Genomic DNA, 18,766 nt, shown 5'->3' on the forward strand with positions numbered 1-18,766 from the left:
CCGGGTGACCCCCCGTCACGGCCACGGCCGGGGCGATGTCCGACCCGGCCGTTAGTCTCGGGGATCATGAGGCTGCTGCACACTTCCGACTGGCATCTGGGCCGGGCGTTCCACCGGGTGAACCTGCTCGGTGCCCAGGCCGAGTTCATCGGCCACCTCGTCACGACCGTGCGTGAGCGCGCGGTGGACGCGGTGGTCGTGTCGGGCGACGTGTACGACCGCGCGGTGCCGCCCCTCGCCGCCGTGGAACTCTTCGACGACGCCCTGCACCGGCTCGCCGGCCTCGGAGTGCCGACGGTCATGATCTCCGGCAACCACGACTCGGCCCGCAGACTCGGCGTCGGCGCCCGGCTGATCGGACGGGCCGGCGTCCACCTGCGCACCGACCCGGCCGAGTGCGCGACCCCCGTGGTGCTGCGGGACACCGCGGGAGACGTGGCCTTCTACGGGCTTCCGTACCTCGAACCGGCCCTGGTGAAGGACGAGTTCGCCGTGGACAGGGCCGGTCACGAGAGCGTGCTCGCCGCCGCCATGGAGCGGGTCCGCGCCGACCTCGCCACCCGCGCCCCGGGCACCCGCTCCGTCGTCCTGGCACACGCCTTCGTCACCGGCGGCGAGGCCAGCGACAGCGAACGGGACATCACCGTCGGCGGTGTCGCGGCCGTCCCCTCCGCGGTCTTCGACGGTGTCGACTACACGGCCCTGGGCCATCTGCACGGCTGCCAGACCATCACCGACCGCGTCCGCTACTCCGGATCGCCGCTCGCGTACTCCTTCTCGGAGGCCACCCACCGCAAGAGCATGTGGCTCGTCGACCTCGACGCCGACGGCTCCGTCAGCGCCGAACGCGTCGACTGCCCCGTGCCCCGCCCGCTGGCCCGGCTGCGCGGCACCCTGGAGGACCTGCTCGCCGACCCGGCGCTCGACGTCCACGAGGACGCCTGGGTGGAGGCCACCCTCACCGACCCGGTCCGCCCGGCCGAGCCCATGGCCCGGCTCACCGCGCGCTTCCCCCACACCCTCGGGCTGGTCTTCGACCCCGACCGCCCGCCCGAGGACCCCGACGTGTCGTACGCCCGGCGGCTCGCGGGCCGCAGCGACCAGGAGATCGCGGAGGACTTCGTGACCCATGTCCGGGGCACCGGACCCGACCCATACGAGCGCGCCGTGCTGCGCGACGCCTTCGACGCGGTCCGCGCCGACCGGACCGCGCGGGAGGTGACCCCATGAGGCTGCACCGTCTCGACCTCACCGCGTTCGGCCCGTTCGGCACCACCCAGAGCGTCGCCTTCGACGCGCTGTCCGCCGCCGGGCTCTTCCTGCTGCACGGCCCCACCGGCGCCGGGAAGACCTCCGTCCTGGACGCCGTCTGCTACGCCCTGTACGGCTCCGTCCCCGGCGCCCGGCAGAGCGCCCAGGGCCTCACCCTGCGCAGCGACCACGCCGCACCCGCCACCCGCACCTCCGTGACCCTCGAACTGACCGTCGCCGGACGGCGCCTGGAGATCACCCGGCAGCCGCCCTGGGAGCGCGCCAAGAAACGCGGCCCCGGCACCACCCTCGACAAGGCCCAGAGCTCGCTGCGCGAGTTCGAGGCGGGCGCCTGGAAGGACCTCAGCCGCTCCCACCAGGAGATCGGCGAGGAGATCACCCAGCTGCTCGGTATGAGCCGGGAGCAGTTCTGCCAGGTCGTCCTGCTGCCCCAGGGCGACTTCGCGCGGTTCCTGCGCGCCGACGCCGAGGCACGCGGCAAGCTGCTCGGCCGGCTCTTCGACACCGACCGCTTCGGCGAGGTCGAGAAACGCCTCGCCGAACGGCGCCGGGCCACCGAGGCGCGGGTGTGCGAGGGGGACGCGGCGCTGCTCGCCGACGCCCACCGCATGCAGCAGGCCGCCGGAGCGGCCATGGAACTGCCCGAGCTGACCCCCGGCGAACCCGGCCTCGCGGACGCCGTGCTCGGCGCCGCCGCCGTCGCCCGCAGCACCGCGCGCGAACAGCTCACCGTCGCCCGCGCCGGGCTCACCGCCGCCGAGTCCGCGCAGGCCGCCGCCGACCGCGCCCTGACCGACGTACGCGAACTGGCCCGGTCGCAGCGGCGGTTCGCCGAGGCGCGGGAGCGGGCGCGGGCGCTGGAGGAGCGGGCCGGGGGCCACCGGGAGGCGCAGGAGCGGATGGACCGGGCCCGCAAGGCCGAGGCCGTCGCCCCCGCGCTGGAACTGCGGGACGCCGCCGGGACCGAGCACCGCCGGGCGGCCGACGCCGAGGCCCGCGCGCGGGAGTCACTGCCCGCCGGCTTCGACGGCGCGGGCCCCTCCGGACTCGCGACCGCCGCCCGCCGCGCCGCCGAGGAACTCGGCGGCCTCGAATCCGCCCGCCGCGCCGAGCACCGCCGCACCGCACTCGTCGCCGAACGCGCCGACCTGGACCGCCAGGAGCGCGCCGACGAGGACGTACTGGCCGAGGCCACGACCTGGCTCGCGGGCTGGGACACCCTCCGCACCGCACTCCAGTCCCGCATCGACCTCGCCCAGGACGCCGCCACCCGGGCCGAACAACTCGCCGTCCAGCGCGAGCCCGCACAGCGGCGGCTCACCGCGGCCCGCCGACGCGACCGGCTCACCCGGGACACCGACGACGCCCGGCGACAGGCCCTCGCCTCCGCCGAACGCGCCGTCACCGCCCGCGACCACTGGCTCGACCTCAAGGAACAGCGCCTCGACGGCATCGCCGCAGAACTCGCCGCGGGCCTGCGCGACGGGACGCCGTGCGCCGTCTGCGGCGCCACCGACCACCCCGCCCCCGCGCGCAAGGCCGCCGGACACGTCGACCGCGAGGCCGAGGAACGCGCCCTCGCCGACCACCAGCGCGCGGAGCGGGGCCGTGCCGAGGACGAACGCCGCCTCGGCGCGCTCCGCGAAGCCCTCGCCGCCGCCTCCGCGGAGGCCGGGGACACCCCGGCCGACCGGCTCGCCGCCGAGACGGAGGAACTGGAACGCGACTTCGCCCGCGCCCGCGCCGAGGCGTCCGATCTGCACGCCGCGCACGAGGAACTGCGCCACGCCGAGCAGGAGCACCGGCACCGCACCGCCGAACGCCAGCAGGCCGAACTGCGGGCCGCCTCCCGCGCGGCCCGCCGCGAGGCCCTGGACCGGGAGCGCGGCACCCTGGACGCCGAACTGGCCCAGGCCCGCGGCGACTCCACCAGCGTCGCGGCCCGCGCCGACCGGCTGGAGCGGCTGGTCGCCCTGCTCACCGACGCCGCCGACGCCGCACGGCACGCCGAGGACAGCGCCCAGCGCCTCAAGGACGCCGACGCGCGCCTGTCCGACGCCGCCTTCCGGGCCGGCTTCGACACCCCGCGGGCCGCCGCGGCGGCCCGGCTCGACGCCGCCGCACACCGCGCGCTGCAACAGCGGCTCGACACCTGGCAGACCGAGGAGGCCGCCGTCCGTACGGTCCTCGCCGAGACCGACACCGTGGCCGCCGCCCGGCTGCCCCCCGCCGATCAGGCCGGTGCCGAGCGCACGGCCGCCGACAGCGCCCGCCGGGTGCGTGAGGCGGCCTCCGCCCGCGACGCCGCCGAGCGGCGCTGCGCCGAACTGGACCGGCTCTCCGCGCGCGCCGCCGACGGCGTACGGCGCCTCGGACCGCTGCGCGCGGAGTACGACCGGGTGGCCCGCATGGCCGCGCTCACCGCCGGGACCGCCGCCGACAACGAGCGCCGGATGCGGCTGGAGTCCTATGTGCTGGCGGCCCGGCTGGAACAGGTCGCCGCCGCCGCGACCGTCCGGCTGCGCCGGATGTCCTCCGGGCGCTACACGCTGGTCCACTCCGACGACCGTGCCGGGCGCGGGCGCAGCGGACTCGGCCTGCATGTGGTGGACGCATGGACCGGGCGCGAGCGGGACACCGCCACCCTGTCGGGCGGCGAGACCTTCTTCGCGTCCCTCGCGCTCGCCCTCGGTCTCGCCGATGTCGTCACCGACGAGGCCGGCGGTGTCCGGCTCGACACGCTCTTCATCGACGAGGGCTTCGGCAGCCTGGACGACCAGACCCTGGACGAGGTCCTGGACGTCCTCGACGCACTGCGGGAGCGGGACCGCAGTGTGGGCATCGTCAGCCATGTCGCCGATCTGCGCCGCCGGATCCACGCGCAGTTGGAGGTGGTGAAGGGCCGGTCGGGTTCGGAGCTGCGCCGGCGCGGGGTCGACTGAACCGGGCCCCACGGGGCCGTCCGGGGGCGTTCCCCGCCTACTGGCTCAGCGGCCGGCGCGGCAGGGGTGAGGAGTAGACGACGCTCGTCGTCACCGACCCCAGACCGGCGATCCGGCCCGTCACCTCCTCCAGGTGCCGCATCGAGCGGGCGGCGACCTTGACGACGAAACAGTCGTCGCCGGTCACATGGTGGGCCTCCAGGATCTCCGGGGTTGCGGCGACCAGATCGTGGAACGGCTTGTAGTTGCCGTGGGGGTAGCGCAGCCGCACGAACGCCAGGAGCGACAGGCCGATCCGCTCCGGGTCCACCACCGCCGCGTACCCCTGGATCACCCCCGCCTCCTCCAGCCGCCGCACCCGCTCGGTCACCGCGCTCGGCGACATGGCGACGGCCCGGGCCAGCTCCGCGAAGCTCGCCCGACCGTCCCGCTGGAGGACATCGAGAATGCGCCAGTCGGTGGCGTCCGGGGAAAACGTGGTCATGGGGGAGGAGTAGCAGGGGAATCCACGGCGGGGCAAGCCGGATGCCGGGGACCGGCACTTCAGGGGTCCGGTCGGCGCCCGTAGATTCTCTGGGTGAGACCACCCGTGCCGTGTCACCGGAAGGCCGCACCATGCCCCTCAGTACCCCCGCCGTCCCGAACGCCGTGCTGCGCGTCCCGCCGGCCGCCCCCGCCGAAGCCGCCGCCCACTTCCGGGCGAGCCTCGCCTTCCACGCCGATGTCTCCGACGTCGCCGCCGCGCTGGCCGCCGGGGGAGATCCCGGGTTCGTGGTGGTGGACTCGCGCTCCACCGAGGCGTGGGACCAGGGGCGTCTGCCGGGCGCGCTGCATCTGCCGACCGCGCTGATCCCCGAGCGGGCCGAGGGGCTGCTGGACCGGTCCGTGCCCGTGGTGACGTACTGCTGGGGCCCCGGCTGCAACGGCGCCACCCGCGCGGCACTCGCCCTCGCCGAACTCGGCTACCGGGTCAAGGAGATGCTGGGCGGCTTCGAGTACTGGGCGCGGGAGGGGTTCGCGTACGACACCTGGCAGGGCGGCGGACGCCGGGCCACCGACGCGCTGACGGCGCCGGTGCGGGGCGACTGCGGCTGCTGAACGCGCGGGGCACCGGCCCGCCGCAGCCCCGTGCCGGGCGATCGGACGGGCGGGACGGACGGCCGGGTGACCGCACGGCACGCCGCTGGAGATCAAAAAGGGAGTGCGACGGAGCGGGCCGGTCCCCATCATGGGTTCCTATGGCCAGGTTTCCCGCTCCCGCCCCCCAGTCCCTGCGCCGTGACCCGCTGCCCCTGCGCGGGCGTACGGCCCTCGTCACCGGGGCCAGCCGGCACGACGGCATCGGCTACGCGGTCGCCCGGCGGCTGGCGGCGTACGGCGCGAGCGTGTATCTCCACCACCACGTTCCGCACGACGCCGCACTGCCCTGGGGCGCCGACCGGCCCGAGGAGGTCGCCGCCTCCGTGCGCGAGGCGGTCGGCGACCCGGAAGCCACGGTCGCGCACGGGCCCGCCGACCTCTCCGACCCGCGGGCACCCGCGCGGCTCATCACCACCGCCGCGCAGGCGCTCGGCGGACGGCTGGACATCCTGGTCGCCAATCACGCCCTGAACGGCGGCGACGGCACGCTCGACACCATCGACGCGGCCATGCTCGACGCCCACTGGGCGGTCGACACCCGCTCGGTACTGCTGCTGATCCAGGCGTTCGCCCGGCAGCCGCGGGCCCCGCACGGGGGCCGGGTGGTGATGATGACCTCGGGACAGGACATCGCGGGCGGCATGCCGGGGGAGATCGCGTACGGCCTCCAGAAGGGCGCCCTCGCCTCGATCACCCGGTCCCTGTCGACCACGCTGATCGAGCGGGGCATCACCGTCAACGCGGTCAACCCCGGCCCCGTCGACACCGGCTACCTCACCGGCGACGACTACGACGCCGTGGCCGACCGCTTCCCCACCGGCCACTGGGGCATGCCGGACGACCCGGCCCGTCTCATCTCCTGGCTCGCCACGGACGAGGCGGGCTGGATCACCGGCCAGGTCATCGACTCCGAGGGCGGCTTCCGCCGCTGAGCCCCGACGCCGGCGCCCCGCGGCCCCGTCCGGCGCTCAGAGCCGGGCCAGCTCGTCCACCAGGTCGTCCAGACCCAGCGACCCCTGCGACAGCGCGGCCATGTGCCACGCCTTGAGGTCGAACGCCTCGCCGTGCCGCGCGCGGGCCTTCTCCCGGCCCAGCAGCCAGGCGCGTTCGCCCAGCTTGTAGCCGATCGCCTGGCCGGGGATGGTCAGATAGCGGGTCAGCTCGCTCTCCACGAAGTCCGCGGGCCGGCTGCTGTGCGCCCCGAAGAACTCCTGGGCCAGCTCGGGCGTCCACCGCTCACCGGGGTGGAACGGCGAGTCGGCCGGGATCTCCAGCTCCAGATGCATACCGATGTCGACGATGACCCGCGTCGCCCGCATCATCTGCGCGTCCAGATAACCGATCCGCTGCTCGGCGTCGGTGAGGAAGCCCAGTTCGTCCATCAGCCGCTCCGCGTACAGCGCCCAGCCCTCGGCGTTGGCACTCACCCCGCCGATGGTGGCCTGGTAGCGGGAGAGGTCCTCCGCCACATGCGTCCACTGGGCGAGCTGGAGATGATGACCGGGAACACCCTCGTGGTACCAGGTCGAGACGAGGTCGTACACCGGGAAACGGGTCAGGCCCATGGTCGGCAGCCAGGTGCGGCCCGGGCGGGAGAAATCCTCGGACGGCTGGGTGTAGTACGGCGCGGCGGCGCTGCCGGGCGGGGCGATGCAGGACTCCACCTTCCGGACCCGCTCGGCGAGTTCGAAGTGGGTGCCGTCGAGTTCCTCGATGGCCTGGTCCATGAGGCCCTGGAGCCACGCACGGACCTCCTCCACGCCCTCGATGTGCCGCCCGTGCTCGTCCAGGTGGGCCAGCGCCACCCACGGCGTCGCGGCACCGGGCAGGATCCGCTCCGCCTCCAGCCGCATCTCGGCGAGCAGCCGGTGGTACTCGGCCCAGCCGTACGCGTACGCCTCGTCCAGGTCGAGATCGGTGCCGTTGTAGTAGCGCGACCAGCGGGCGTAGCGCTCGCGGCCCACCGTGTCCGGGGCGCCCTCGACCCCGGGCGCGTACACATCGCGCAGCCAGTCCCGCAGCGCGGCGACGGCCCCGGTGGCCCGCGCCGCCGCCTCGTCCAGCTCGGTGCGCAGCGCCTGCGGTCCGGCCGCGGCGAAGTCCTCGAACCAGCCGCGCCCGCCGTCGCCGTCGCTCCACTCGGTGAGCTGCTCGATCAACGTCGCCGTGGGCCGCGGCGGCCCGTACAGCTTGCGTTCCAGACCCAGCTGGAGGGAGGCGCGATAGCCCGCCAGCGCGTCCGGCACCGCGCGCAGCCGCTCGGCGATCGCGGACCAGTCCTCGTCGGTCTCGGCGGGCGTCACGGTGAACACCTCCCGCACGTTGTGCACGGGCATGCCCAGATTGCCCACCGCGCGCAGGCCCTCGTCGGCGTCGTGCACGGCGAGTTCGGCGGTCAGCCGCTCCCGCAGCAGCCGGGCGCACCGGCGCTCGATGTCCCGGTCCGCGCCGGGCAGAGCCTCGGCCGCGTCGAGCTTCGCGAGGGTCGCCCGGGCCAGCGCGGCGAGCGCGTCCTGGCCCGCGGGGGAGAGATCGGGCAACCTGCTCGAACTCTCCCGGACGCCGAGATAGGTACCGGTGACCGGGTCGAGGGCGATGAGTGCGTCGACGTAGGCGTCGGCGACCTCGCGGGGCAGTTGCGGGCTCTTGGTGTCTGACATGCGGACCATCCTCGTACGACGGCCCGCCGCACGTCACGCGGATTGCGCGGGCGGCAGCAGCGGCCCGCAGTCCCACTGCTGGAAGATCAGCCGCGTCTCCACCCGGGCCACCTCCCGGCGTGACGTGAACTCATCGATGACGAGCCGTTGCAGACCGCCCATGTCGGCGACCGCCACATGCACCAGATAGTCGTCCGGGCCGGTCAGATGGAAGACGGTCAGGGATGCGGGCAGGGCCCTGATCCGCTCCACGAACGGCTCGACCAACTCCCTCCGGTGCGGCCTGACCTGCACCGACAGCAGGGCTTGCAGACCACGGCCCAGTTTGGCCGGATCCAGCCGCAGCCGGTGCCCGAGGATCACGCCCGCCCGCCGCAGCCGGGTCACCCGGTCCAGACAGGTCGAGGGGGCCACCCCGATCCGCGCGGCGAGTTCGCGGTAGGTGGTCCGGGCGTCGTTCTGCAGCAGCCGCAGCAGTTGCAGATCCACCGGATCCAGTACGACGGAATCGGCCATCCGGCGAACGTAGCACGGGGTCGGGCGGCCCGGCCCCGGCCGATGTTCACCCTGCTGCCATGGACCCGCACACCGCATCGCGAGCACGGGACACCGAAGCCGTGCACGCCGGCCGCGACGACCTCGCCCGGCAGGGACTGCACGCCCCACCGATCGATCTGTCCACCACCTACCCCTCCTACGACAGCCGGGCCGAGGCCGACCGGATCGACGCCTTCGCCGCCACCGGGGCCGAGCCGACCGGCCCGCCGGTCTACGGCCGGCTCGGCAACCCGACCGTCGCCCGCTTCGAGACCGCCCTCGCCCGGCTGGAGGGCACCGCGTCCGCCGTCGCCTTCGCCAGCGGCATGGCCGCCCTGAGCGCCGTGCTCCTCGCCCGCGCCTCGCTCGGACTGCGCCACGTCGTGGCCGTACGGCCGCTCTACGGATCCAGCGACCATCTGCTCACCGCCGGCCTGCTGGGCTCCGAGGTCACCTGGACCGACCCGGCCGGGATCGCCGGCGCGCTGCGCCCGGACACCGGGCTCGTGATGGTCGAGTCGCCCGCCAACCCGACCCTCGCCGAACGGGACCTGCGGGCCCTCGCGGACGCCTGCGGCCCGGTCCCGCTGCTCGCCGACAACACCTTCGCCACGCCGGTGCTCCAGCGCCCGGCCGAACAGGGCGCCCGGCTGGTGCTGCACTCCGCGACCAAGTACCTCGGCGGGCACGGGGACGTGATGGGCGGCGTGGTCGCCTGCGACGAGGAACTCGCCGGGGTCCTGCGCAAGGTCCGGTTCGCCACGGGCGGGGTGCTGCATCCGCTGGCCGGGTATCTGCTGCTGCGCGGACTGTCCACCCTGCCGGTGCGGGTACGGGCCGCCTCCGCGAACGCCGCCGAACTCGTCCGCAGGCTCTCCGCCGACCCCCGGGTGGCGCGGGTGCGCCGTCCGCGGATCGGCGGCGCGATGATCGCCTTCGAGACGTACGGCGATCCGCACGCCGTCGTCGGCGCCGTCCGGCTGATCACCCCGGCGGTCAGCCTCGGCAGCGTCGACACCCTCATCCAGCACCCCGCCTCCATCAGCCACCGGGTCATGGCGGCCGACGACCGCCGGGGCGCGGGCGTCGGTGACCGGCTGCTGCGGCTGTCGGTGGGCCTGGAGGACGTCGAGGACCTGTGGGCGGACCTGGACCGGGCACTGGGCCCGGCGGCCCCGGCCGCCCCTACCGTCCCGGCCGCCTCGGCCCCGTCGGCCTCAGTCCCGGAAGCTGCCCTCCCGGACGCCGTCGTGGGGCAGCCGTGAGGTGAGGGGGGCGGTGGTCGCGTCGAGGCGGGCCGTGATCACCAGCGTGCCCTCCTCGACCTGGAAGTCGAGGGGCAGGCCCAGCCCGCGCATCGCCGCGACCATGCCGGTGTTGGCGGACCGGGTCACGGCGTACACGCTCTCGCAGCCCGCGCCCACGGCCATCCCCACGAGCCGGCTCAGCAGTTCGCCGCCGATACCGCGCCGCTGCCAGGCGTCCTCCACCAGCAGCGCGACCTCGGTCTCGTCGCCGTCCCACAGCAGATGGCCGAGGCCGACGATCCGGCCCGACTCCGTCTCGACCGCGAGGGTGCGGCCGAAGCGGGGGCTGAGGAGGTGGTTCAGATAGCGGTCGGCGTCACCGACCGGGCCGTGGTAGCGCAGCCCGAGGGTGGCCGGGGTGCAGCGCTCGTGCATCGATCTGGCCGCGTCGAGGTCGTCGGGCCCGGCGCGGCGCACGGTGATGGCGCCGCCCTCGGGCAGGGTCAGCACGTCCCGGCCGTGCGGGACGCGGGGGCCGAGCCGGGCGTCCAGCTCGACCAGAGCCCGCGCACGCGCGAACTCGGTGGGTGTGAACGGCAGATGGGGCCGCTCCACGGTGATCACTCCGCCTTCTGGTGCTCGCAGTCGCATCGCGGTGTCCTCCAGCGCGCCTTCCACGGGAACGCCGTCCGGCGTCCGGCCGGACGGTGCGGGCCGCGTGGGCAGCGTGCGGATGGTGCACCGTCCCAACAACTGCCGCAGGGCCACCGGAAGTTCCGCCGCGTCGAGAGCGGTGCGGGTGGCGAGGCCCAGGACCCGGGTCGGGGCGTCCACGAGATCGTGGGGGTCGGCGCGTTCGACCCAGGTCCCGGTGCCGCCGGCCAGGGCCACCGCGCGGGTCAGTCCGGACGCGCCGAGCCGCTCGGGGGCGCGCAGCAGGAACTCGTCCACGGTGTCCGTGCCCAGCGGATGCGTCTGGAGACTGAGGATGTCGACCCGGTGTCCGGCGAAGGCCGCGCACAGGGCGGCGAGGGCGCCGGGTTCGTCCCGCACGGTCGTACGCATACGCCACAGGGTGCGGGCCGTCCCGGTGGCACCGGGCTCGTGCGCGGGGGACGCCGGGGGCCCGGCCCGCCGCTCGGGGGAGCGGGGCCGGGCCCCGGTATCGGCCGCCGGGGGCGCGTGTCCGTGGCGCCGTGCCCACCAGGTGTGGAACGCGGCCGTGGCCACCAGCACCGCCGCGGAGATCAGCAGCAGCGCGGGACCGTCCGGTCCGTGCCCGATCAGATTGGCCACGGCGTCGGCGATCGCGACCGCCGTGAACAGGGCGGCCAGCTCGACCACGTCCCGCCGCCAGTGGTGGGCGGGGCGGCCGTCGCGCCGCCGGGTGACTTCAGACATCTTCCGCTTCATGCGGCCACTGTGAAGGAAGGGTGTTGCGTGATCACGAACGCCCTGTGACCGGCGAGTAAAAGGTGTCTATGTCGCATTTACGGTGTTAAGGGTGACGGTGTTTCGGACGACTGCCGCCGTGGCTCACTGCCCGACCCGGCCGGGCTGGAGCACCTGGGTGAACAGCACCGTCCCGTCCTGCTCGCGCAGCCGGACGGTCAGCTCCCCGCTGCCGCCGTCGATGTCCACCTCGCCGAAGAACTGGAAGCCCTCGGCCGGCGACACGTTCGCCACCGTCGGCGCCTTCACGAACACCCGCTCGGGACCGAAGGTGGCGTCCAGCGTGTTCGCCGGGAACGCGCCCGCGTTGAGGGGGCCGGACACGAACTCCCAGAACGGCTCGAAATCGCCGAACGCGGCCCGGGAGGGCTGGTAGTGCTGCGCCGAGGTGTAGTGCACATCGGCCGTCAGCCACACCGTGCCGGTGATCCGCCGGTGCTTGATGTACCGCAGCAGGTCGGCGATCTGGAGTTCCCGGCCCAGCGGCGCGCCCGGGTCGCCCTGCGCGACGGCCTCGATGTGCGGCTTGCCGTCCCCGGTGTCCGGCACGACGAGGCCGATCGGCATGTCGGAGGCGATCACCTTCCACACCGCGCGCGAGCGCGACAGCTCCCGCTTGAGCCAGCGCAACTGCTCGGCGCCGAGGATGCCCTGCGGGTCCGAGGGCTGGTCGCCGGTCGAGTTGGCGTTCCGGTGGGTGCGCATGTCCAGGACGAACACATCGAGCAGCGGGCCGTGGTGCTGGACCCGGTGGACCCGGCCGTCGGGGCGGCGCAGGGTCGAGATCGGGAAGTACTCCGAGAACGCCCGCCGGGCCCGCTCGGCGAGCACGTCGACCCGCTTCTCCGTGTACCGGCTGTCGGTGAGGATCTCGCCGGGGTACCAGTTGTTGGTGACCTCGTGGTCGTCCCACTGGACGATCGACGGCACGCGCGCGTTGAAGGCCCGCAGCCTCTCGTCCAGCAGGTTGTAGCGGAAGTTGCCGCGGAACTCCGCCAGTGTCTCGGCGACCTTCGCCTTCTCCTCCGTGACGATGTTCCTCCAGACCCGCCCGTCGGGCAGGGTGACCCGCTCGGTGATCGGGCCGTCGGCGTACACGGTGTCGCCGCTGCACAGGAAGAAGTCCGGATCGAGCCGGGCCATCGCGTCGTAGATCCGGTAGCCGCCCCGTTCCGGGTTGATGCCCCAGCCCTGTCCGGCGAGGTCCCCCGACCACACGAACCGCACCCCGTCCCGCCGCCGGTCCGACGCGGTGCGGAAGGTGCCGGTGACCGGCTCGCCGCTACGGCGCGGGTCGTCCGGGTCGGCCAGCAGCACCCGGTAGTGGATCTGCTCCCCGGCCGGCAGCCCGCGCAGCCGGGTCGTGCCGGTGAAGTCGGAACCGGGGCCGAGCAGAGGCCCGTACCAGCGGCGGGTCCTGCGGAAGGAGTCGGTGGCGGAGGTCTCCACCACCATCCGGGCCGGCCGGTCGGAACGGACCCACACCAGGCCCGAGTCGGTCGTCACGTCGCCGGTCTGCACGCCCCAGCCCGCCCGGGGGCGCCCCGACAGGGCGAGGGCCGGCGCCGCACCGGCACCGACGGGCAGGGCGAGGGCCGCCGAGGCGGCGAGCGAGCCGCGCAGCACGCTGCGCCGACCGGGAAGCGGACCGTGGGACATGAAGGGCCTCCAAAGAACATCCGGAAACGAAAACCGGCCAAGCTGCCGCTGCCACTCCTACGGGGGCAGCACGGCGCACACGGAAACCAGAGGTGAACAACTGCCCGAACAGAGCCTTTGGGGCCCGTCCGGGCGTCCGGCGCCCGGGCCGAGGCGGGGGTCCGGCAGGTGGGCTCACGTCGGGTGGGTCGTCGTCGCCCTCGCCAGCAGCCGCACACCCGTCTCGATCCGGGCCGGGGTCAGATGGGCGTATCCGAGGACCAGGGCCACGGTGTCCCGCTCCTCGCGCGCGTACCCGTACGAGGTCAGCGCGCGCACCGCGATACCGGACTCCGCCGCGCGGGCGAGGAAGCGGTCCTCGGGGCCGTAGCGCCCGGGCAGCGCGGCGATGACGTGCAGGCCCGCCGCGATGCCGGAGACCTCGGTGCCGGGGAAGTGCCGCTCCAGGGCGGCGGCCAGGGCGTCCCGGCGCTCGCGGTACGCGCGCTGGCAGCGGCGCAGCTGACGGTCGTAGTCGCCGCGCTCCAGGAACCGGGCGAACGTCTCCTGGTCCAGCGTGGGATGCCCGAGGTCCATGGTCCGCTTGCGCTCGATCGCCTCCTCCGCCAGCCACTCCGGCACCACCATCCAGCCGAGCCGCAGCCCGGGAGCGAGCGACTTGCTGACCGAACCCGTGTAGACCACCCGTTCCGGATCGAGGCCCTGGAGCGCGCCGACCGGGGCCCGGTCGTAGCGGAAGTCCCCGTCGTAGTCGTCCTCCAGGATGAGCCCGTCCACCGACCGCGCCCACTCCAGCAGTTCGGCACGGCGCCGCGCGGAGTACGCGATCCCGGTCGGGAACTGGTGCGACGGGGTGGTGACGACGGCCCGCACGCCGGAGGCCCGCAGCGGCGCGACAGCCAGCCCCTCGGCGTCGAGCGGGACGGGCACGACGGACACACCGGTCGCCCGGTACAGGCCGTCGTGCTGCGGGCTGCCGGGGTCCTCGACACCGACCGTCAGCGTCCCGCGCGCGTGCAGCACAAAACCGAGCAGCGCCGACGCCTGCGCGACCCCGGAGACCACCACGATCCGCTCCGGGTCCGCGACCACCCCACGGCGCCGCGCGAGCAGCCCGGCCAGCGCCGTCCGCAGCCGGGGCAGCCCCCGAGGATCCGGATACCCCAGCGCCTCGTGCGGCAGCCCGGCCAGCGCCGCGCGCTGCGCCGACGCCCACGCGGCGCGCGGGAACAGCGCCAGATCCGGCGTACCGGCCACGAAGCCGACCCGCGTGCCCGGGGCCCCCGGGGCGAGATCCCGCGCCCCCGCGGGAGCGGCCCGTACGGCGTCCCCGACCCAGGTGCCCGCGCCGCGCCCGCTCCGCAGATAGCCCTCGGCCGTCAACTGCTCGTACGCCTCGGTGATCAGCCCCCGCGACACGCCGAGGTCGGCCGCCAGGTCCCGGCTCGACGGCAGCCGTGTCCCCGGCACCAGCCGCCCGGAGCGCACGGCCTCCCGCAGCGCGGCCTGCAAGGAGCGTCCACGCGCGCGTGCCGGAGCCGCGGCGGCGGGCAGCAGCAGTTCCCAGGCGGCGGAGGCGCTCCGCCCGTCCCCACCGCCCGGATTGGTCTCCGATGTGGTCATGCAAGTGGACCTTAATGGGGACCGCCTCGATCCCTAGCGTCGCTCCCATGAACGCCACCAGCACGCGCGGAGTACTCCTCGCCGCGCTCGCCTGCATCCTCGTAGGGGCCTCCTTCACCGCCAACAGCGTCCTCGGCGACTACCCGTACGCGGGCGGACAGTTCCTGCGCTACGCCCTCGCCTTCCTGCTGCTGATCCCGGTCGCGGGCCGGGGCGCGGCCGGGAGGCTGAGGGCGCTGACCTCACGCCAGTGGGGACGGCTCGCGCTGCTCGCGGCGATCGGCATGGTCGGCTTCAACCTGGCCGTCCTCGCGGCCGAACGCACGGCGGAACCCGCGGTCCCCGGCGTGTTCGTGGGCTGCGCGCCGGTCGTCGTGGCCGTCCTCGTACCCCTCATGGCGGGTCGCCGCCGGCCCCGGCGCGCGGTGCTGTACGGGGCGCTGCTCGTGGCCGCCGGGGCCTTCACCGTGCAGGGCTGGGGACGTACGGACGCCACCGGCATCGCCTTCTCGGTGTGCGCGCTGCTCGGCGAGGTGGGCTTCGCCGTGCTCGCGGTGCCGGTGCTGCGGCCCCTGGGCCCCCGGCTGCTGTCGGCCACCGTGTGCGGTGTCGCGGCGCTGGAGTCGGCTGCCGTGGGGCTGGTGCTGGACGGCTCGGCCTGGCTGCCGCTGCCCGACGCCACGGAGACGGGTGCGCTGCTGTGGCAGGCGGCCGTGGTCACCGTCGTCGGTTTCGTCTGCTGGTACATGGGCATGCAGCGCATCGGCGTCGAGCGCGCCACACTGTTCTCCGGTCTGATCCCGGTCGCCGCGGCGGCCACCGCCCCGCTCGTCGGCACCGGCTCCTACGGCCCCGCCCAGGCCGTCGGCAGCACCCTCGTCGGCCTCGGGGTCGCCCTCGGCTCGGGCGCGCTACGGCTGCGGCGCCGGGCGGCTGCCGTCCAGCAGGACCCGGGCCACGAGCGCCGGGTCGTCGTTCATCGGGACATGACCGCAGCCGGGCAGGCGGACCAGCCGGGCCTGGGGGACGGTCCGCTTGGCGCGGACGCCCTGGCGGCGCAGCAGCAGCCGGTCCCGGCTGCCCCAGGCGACGGTGACCGGGACGCCCGCGAGGTCGTCGGTGAAACGTACGGCCGTACCGGCCCGGAGGGTTTCCGTGAAGGCCGTGGCCCGCGCCAGGGCGAGCGTCTCGGCGACCACGGCCTCCGGTGAGCGCCGGGCGGGGCGGGCGTAGATCGTGCTGGTCAGCGCGGTGCGCCCGGCCGCCGTGCGGGCCATCCGCTCGACCACGGGCACGGGCAGTCGCCGCGCGGTGTGCCGCATGCCGCGCAGCACGGTGAAGGCGTAGCGCCGCTCGGCGGGGGTCCAGAACCCCGCGGGGGACAGCGCGGTGACGGACCGTACGAGGCGCTCGCGGCCCATCTCCAGGGCGAGCAGCCCGCCCAGCGAGTTGCCCGCCGCGTGGGGCCGGTCCAGGTCGAGCGCCCGGCACAGCGCGCCCAGCACGGCACTGGTGGTCGGCAGGTCGTGGGCGAGGCCGCCGGGCAGGGAGGGGGAGGCGCCGAAGCCCGGCAGATCCACCGCGACGACGTCCCGTTCGGTCGCCAGGATGTCCACCACGGGGTCCCACGCCTGCCGGTGGTGCCCGATGCCGTGCAGCAGGAGCAGCGGTTCGCCGATGCCTACGCGCGCGTAGGAGACGGTCGTGGTCCGTGGGCCGTGCGGGGTGGGGACGTCGAAGGAGACGGTGGAGGGGAGGTTCGGGGAGACGCTGGAGGACACGGGGACTCCTGGGACCTGGGTCGGGACGAGTCGGGTCGGGTCGGGGTGGGTCGGGTCGGTCCGGGCGCGCGGGGCGCGCGGGGCTCGATGGGCGGGCGGGGCGGACGGGGACCGCGGGATCACGGGTTCGTCGGCGAGGCTTGCTGAACAGCCTGTCAGTTACTACTACTCGCGGGTATCCCTGGGGGGAATCCCCGCCCCGATCCCGACGGCCGGTGGCCGATGCCCGACCCGTGGGAGCCGAGCGTGGCGGGGACCACGCCGGATCGCCTGGACAGCGCCCCGCCCGTCGGCTGGGATGGAGTCGTGAGCACCGACACCGTGACCGATGTCTTCGAGCGGCACAGGCCCGTCCTCCTCGGGGTGGCCTACCGGATGCTCGGGCGGGTGGCCGACGCGGAGGACGTCGTCCAGGACGCCTGGCTGCGCTGGTCGGCGGCCGACCGCGACGACGTCCGCGCACCGCGCGCCTACCTCGTACGGATCGTGACCCGGCTCGCCATCGACCGGCTCGACCAGCTCCGCGCCCGCAACGAGGCGTACGTCGGCCCCTGGCTGCCGGAGCCGTACATCACCCGTTTCGGGGACACCGTCCCGGACACCGCCGAGCGGGCCGTGCTCGCCGACACCGTGTCCCTGGCCGTCCTCGTCGTCCTGGAGTCGCTCTCACCGCTGGAGCGGGCCGTTTTCGTGCTACGGGAGGCGTTCGGCTTCCCCTTCGCCGAGATCGCCGTCATGCTCGACCGCGCCGAACCGGCCGTGCGCCAGCTCGGCGCCCGGGCCCGCAAACACGTCGAGGAGCGCCGCCCGCGCTACGACGTCGACCCCGCACGCCGCCGTGACCTCACCGAACGCTTCCTCGCCGCCGCCGCGGACGGCGATCTGGACGCCCTGATGGAACTGCTCGCCCCGGACGTCCGGCTCGTCGGCGACAGCGGCGGCAAGGCCAAGGCCCCGCTGCGGATCCTGGAGAGCGCCGACAAGGTCAGCCGCTTCATCCTGGGCGCCGCCCGGCAGTCCATCCCGGACCTCTCCTTCACCTGGGTGGAGGTCAACGGCGGCCCCGCTGTCCTGGCGCTTTCCGGCGGGAAGCCGGACGCGGTCTTCCAGATGGACGTCCTGGACGGCCGCATCCAGGCGGTCTACGTCGTGCGCAACCCCGAGAAACTGCACGCGTTGGCCGGGGGCTGACTTCGTATACGTCATCCCGACTAGTAGGTTTCTGTCGGGCGTTTGCGCGCCGGCGGCCGACCAAGGGGCCCCCGTCCTGCGACGGGGGCTTTGCCGCTACGTCACGATTGCGGGTCTTTGCGAACGCATCATGAACGCTGCGCTGCGGGGCCCGTCAAGACTGCCAGGGGTGACGGAGGATTGGTATTGACCAAGCATTAAGGCAGTCTTATGGTCGCTGTTAGTGAAACAACCTTTATTAAACAAGGGCACTAAAAAACCTGCCGGATCACGGCGATTGCGGAGGACAGGGTGGGGACCACGCAGCTGGAATCGGTGTCAGAACCGAAGTACTGGCACCTACGAACCGTGCTCACTGAAGCACTGGAGTCCGAGTTCACGGTGGGCGAGATCCTGCCCAACGAGCGAGATCTGGCGGCCCGCTTCGGCGTCGCCAGGGCCACGCTCCGGCAGGCCCTCGAACAGCTCGAACTCGAAGGCAGGCTCCAGCGCCGCCGCGGAGTGGGTACGACCGTCGCGCCGCCCCGCATGGGCGTCGCCGTCGGAACCGAGCAACATGCCTGGCCAGGGACGGGCGAGGACGCCTGGCAGGCCGTCGACTGCACGCTCGCCGAGGCGCCCGCGGCGGTCGCCGAGGCGCTGGAGACCGACCGCGCCGAACCGGTGCACACGGTGCGGCGCACCCGGATGACGCACGGCCAGCCCGTCGCCGCCGAACTGCTCTACATCCCGCAGTCGTCGGTGCCCGAGCTGACCGCCATAGACGCGCCCCACGGCGCCGCACGCGCACGCGCGGTCCTGCGTGAGCTGCAGCGACTGGAGCTGGAGGGCAACGAGAGCGCGGTGGAGCTGGGCTCCGCCCACGCGGACGACGCCAAGGAACTCGACCGCCTGCCCGGCGCCCCGGTCCTCGTCGTCACCACCCGTTTCCTCGCCGCCGGGCGCACCGCCGCGCTCTCCGTGGCGACCTACCGCGCGGACACCTGCCGGCTGACCTTCGGCGACTCCGGCAACGTCGAGATCCACCAGGCTCCGGAGCAGCGGGCCTCCTGAACGACGGAACAGAGCGACGACCGAGCATCGTGAGCGAGCACAGCGACAGAACGGATCGGCAGAACGGAACGACGGTACGGAACGACAGAGCAAACGGAACAAGGGCCTCCTGACACGACAGGCCCGACACGCGCCCCGGTACTGAGCCTTCCGGGGCGCGTCGCGTTGTCCGGACACGAACCCCACCCCTGCGGCACCGGGCCCGGCCC

14 protein-coding genes and 1 pseudogene are annotated in these 18,766 nt (G+C 74.3%); 8 read left to right on the forward strand and 7 right to left on the reverse strand.

Translation table 11 applies throughout. From position 1 onward, the window contains the following. The first annotated feature begins 66 nt into the window (after positions 1-66). Together ACIQNG_RS04420 and ACIQNG_RS04425 are read left to right on the forward strand one after the other, a co-directional pair. A complete protein-coding gene (locus tag ACIQNG_RS04420) occupies positions 67-1,230 on the forward strand; it encodes an exonuclease SbcCD subunit D (protein ID WP_401482565.1) in 1,164 nt (387 codons plus the stop codon). Next, entirely contained in the window at positions 1,227-4,214 is a 2,988-nt protein-coding gene (locus ACIQNG_RS04425; RefSeq protein ID WP_401482566.1) for an AAA family ATPase, read from the forward strand. The genes ACIQNG_RS04420 and ACIQNG_RS04425 overlap by 4 nt, the downstream gene beginning before the upstream one ends. A gap of 37 nt (positions 4,215-4,251) precedes the next feature. Here ACIQNG_RS04425 and ACIQNG_RS04430 read toward each other — a convergent pair whose 3' ends face one another. Continuing rightward, positions 4,252-4,698 (reverse strand): Lrp/AsnC family transcriptional regulator, encoded by a 447-nt coding sequence (locus ACIQNG_RS04430; RefSeq protein WP_401482567.1) that lies wholly within the window; start codon positions 4,696-4,698, stop codon positions 4,252-4,254. Positions 4,699-4,829: 131 nt separating this feature from the next. Between ACIQNG_RS04430 and ACIQNG_RS04435 the strand changes: the two genes are divergently transcribed. Both ACIQNG_RS04435 and ACIQNG_RS04440 read left to right on the forward strand, forming a co-directional pair. Further along, positions 4,830-5,312: a rhodanese-like domain-containing protein gene (locus tag ACIQNG_RS04435; protein ID WP_401482568.1), complete on the forward strand. Its 483-nt coding sequence runs from the start codon at positions 4,830-4,832 to the stop codon at positions 5,310-5,312. Positions 5,313-5,452: 140 nt separating this feature from the next. Then, entirely contained in the window at positions 5,453-6,286 is an 834-nt protein-coding gene (locus ACIQNG_RS04440) for an SDR family oxidoreductase (RefSeq protein ID WP_401482569.1), read from the forward strand. A 36-nt stretch (positions 6,287-6,322) separates the two neighbouring features. Here ACIQNG_RS04440 and ACIQNG_RS04445 read toward each other — a convergent pair whose 3' ends face one another. Together ACIQNG_RS04445 and ACIQNG_RS04450 are read right to left on the reverse strand one after the other, a co-directional pair. Continuing rightward, complete coding sequence (locus ACIQNG_RS04445; protein WP_401482570.1) at positions 6,323-8,014, reverse strand: DUF885 domain-containing protein; 1,692 nt, start codon at positions 8,012-8,014, stop codon at positions 6,323-6,325. A 33-nt stretch (positions 8,015-8,047) separates the two neighbouring features. After that, positions 8,048-8,530 carry an Lrp/AsnC family transcriptional regulator gene (locus ACIQNG_RS04450; RefSeq protein ID WP_401439496.1) on the reverse strand — a complete coding sequence of 161 codons (483 nt, stop codon included), beginning with the start codon at positions 8,528-8,530 and terminating at the stop codon, positions 8,048-8,050. Positions 8,531-8,589: 59 nt separating this feature from the next. Here ACIQNG_RS04450 and ACIQNG_RS04455 point away from each other — a divergent pair, with 59 nt between their 5' ends. After that, the gene (locus tag ACIQNG_RS04455; RefSeq protein ID WP_401482571.1) at positions 8,590-9,816 is read left to right on the forward strand and encodes a trans-sulfuration enzyme family protein; all 1,227 of its coding nucleotides are present in this window, start codon (positions 8,590-8,592) and stop codon (positions 9,814-9,816) included. Here ACIQNG_RS04455 and ACIQNG_RS04460 read toward each other — a convergent pair. The 3 genes from ACIQNG_RS04460 to ACIQNG_RS04470 form a co-directional block, all read right to left on the reverse strand. After that, positions 9,769-11,211 carry a GNAT family N-acetyltransferase gene (locus ACIQNG_RS04460; protein ID WP_401482572.1) on the reverse strand — a complete coding sequence of 481 codons (1,443 nt, stop codon included), beginning with the start codon at positions 11,209-11,211 and terminating at the stop codon, positions 9,769-9,771. The genes ACIQNG_RS04455 and ACIQNG_RS04460 overlap by 48 nt on opposite strands. A gap of 123 nt (positions 11,212-11,334) precedes the next feature. Then, a complete protein-coding gene (locus tag ACIQNG_RS04465) occupies positions 11,335-12,909 on the reverse strand; it encodes an alkaline phosphatase D family protein (protein ID WP_401482573.1) in 1,575 nt (524 codons plus the stop codon). 174 nt (positions 12,910-13,083) lie between these two features. Next, a complete protein-coding gene (locus ACIQNG_RS04470; protein WP_401482574.1) occupies positions 13,084-14,532 on the reverse strand; it encodes a PLP-dependent aminotransferase family protein in 1,449 nt (482 codons plus the stop codon). Between the two features lie 47 nt (positions 14,533-14,579). On the opposite strand from ACIQNG_RS04470, the pseudogene ACIQNG_RS04475 reads away from it, so the two are divergent. Beyond that, positions 14,580-15,419: pseudogene (locus ACIQNG_RS04475) on the forward strand (DMT family transporter); the annotation flags it as partial. Between the two features lie 24 nt (positions 15,420-15,443). On the opposite strand, the gene ACIQNG_RS04480 reads toward ACIQNG_RS04475, so the two are convergent. Next, the gene (locus tag ACIQNG_RS04480) at positions 15,444-16,313 is read right to left on the reverse strand and encodes an alpha/beta fold hydrolase (RefSeq protein ID WP_401482575.1); all 870 of its coding nucleotides are present in this window, start codon (positions 16,311-16,313) and stop codon (positions 15,444-15,446) included. 306 nt (positions 16,314-16,619) lie between these two features. On the opposite strand from ACIQNG_RS04480, the gene ACIQNG_RS04485 reads away from it, so the two are divergent. Together ACIQNG_RS04485 and ACIQNG_RS04490 are read left to right on the forward strand one after the other, a co-directional pair. Then, on the forward strand, positions 16,620-17,504 hold the full coding sequence (locus ACIQNG_RS04485) for an RNA polymerase sigma-70 factor (protein WP_401439507.1): 885 nt from the start codon (positions 16,620-16,622) through the stop codon (positions 17,502-17,504). 291 nt (positions 17,505-17,795) lie between these two features. Then, on the forward strand, positions 17,796-18,557 hold the full coding sequence (locus ACIQNG_RS04490; protein ID WP_401482576.1) for a GntR family transcriptional regulator: 762 nt from the start codon (positions 17,796-17,798) through the stop codon (positions 18,555-18,557). The last annotated feature ends 209 nt before the right edge of the window (positions 18,558-18,766 follow it).

Source organism: Streptomyces sp. NPDC091377, from assembly GCF_044757045.1.
GTDB lineage: Bacteria > Actinomycetota > Actinomycetes > Streptomycetales > Streptomycetaceae > Streptomyces.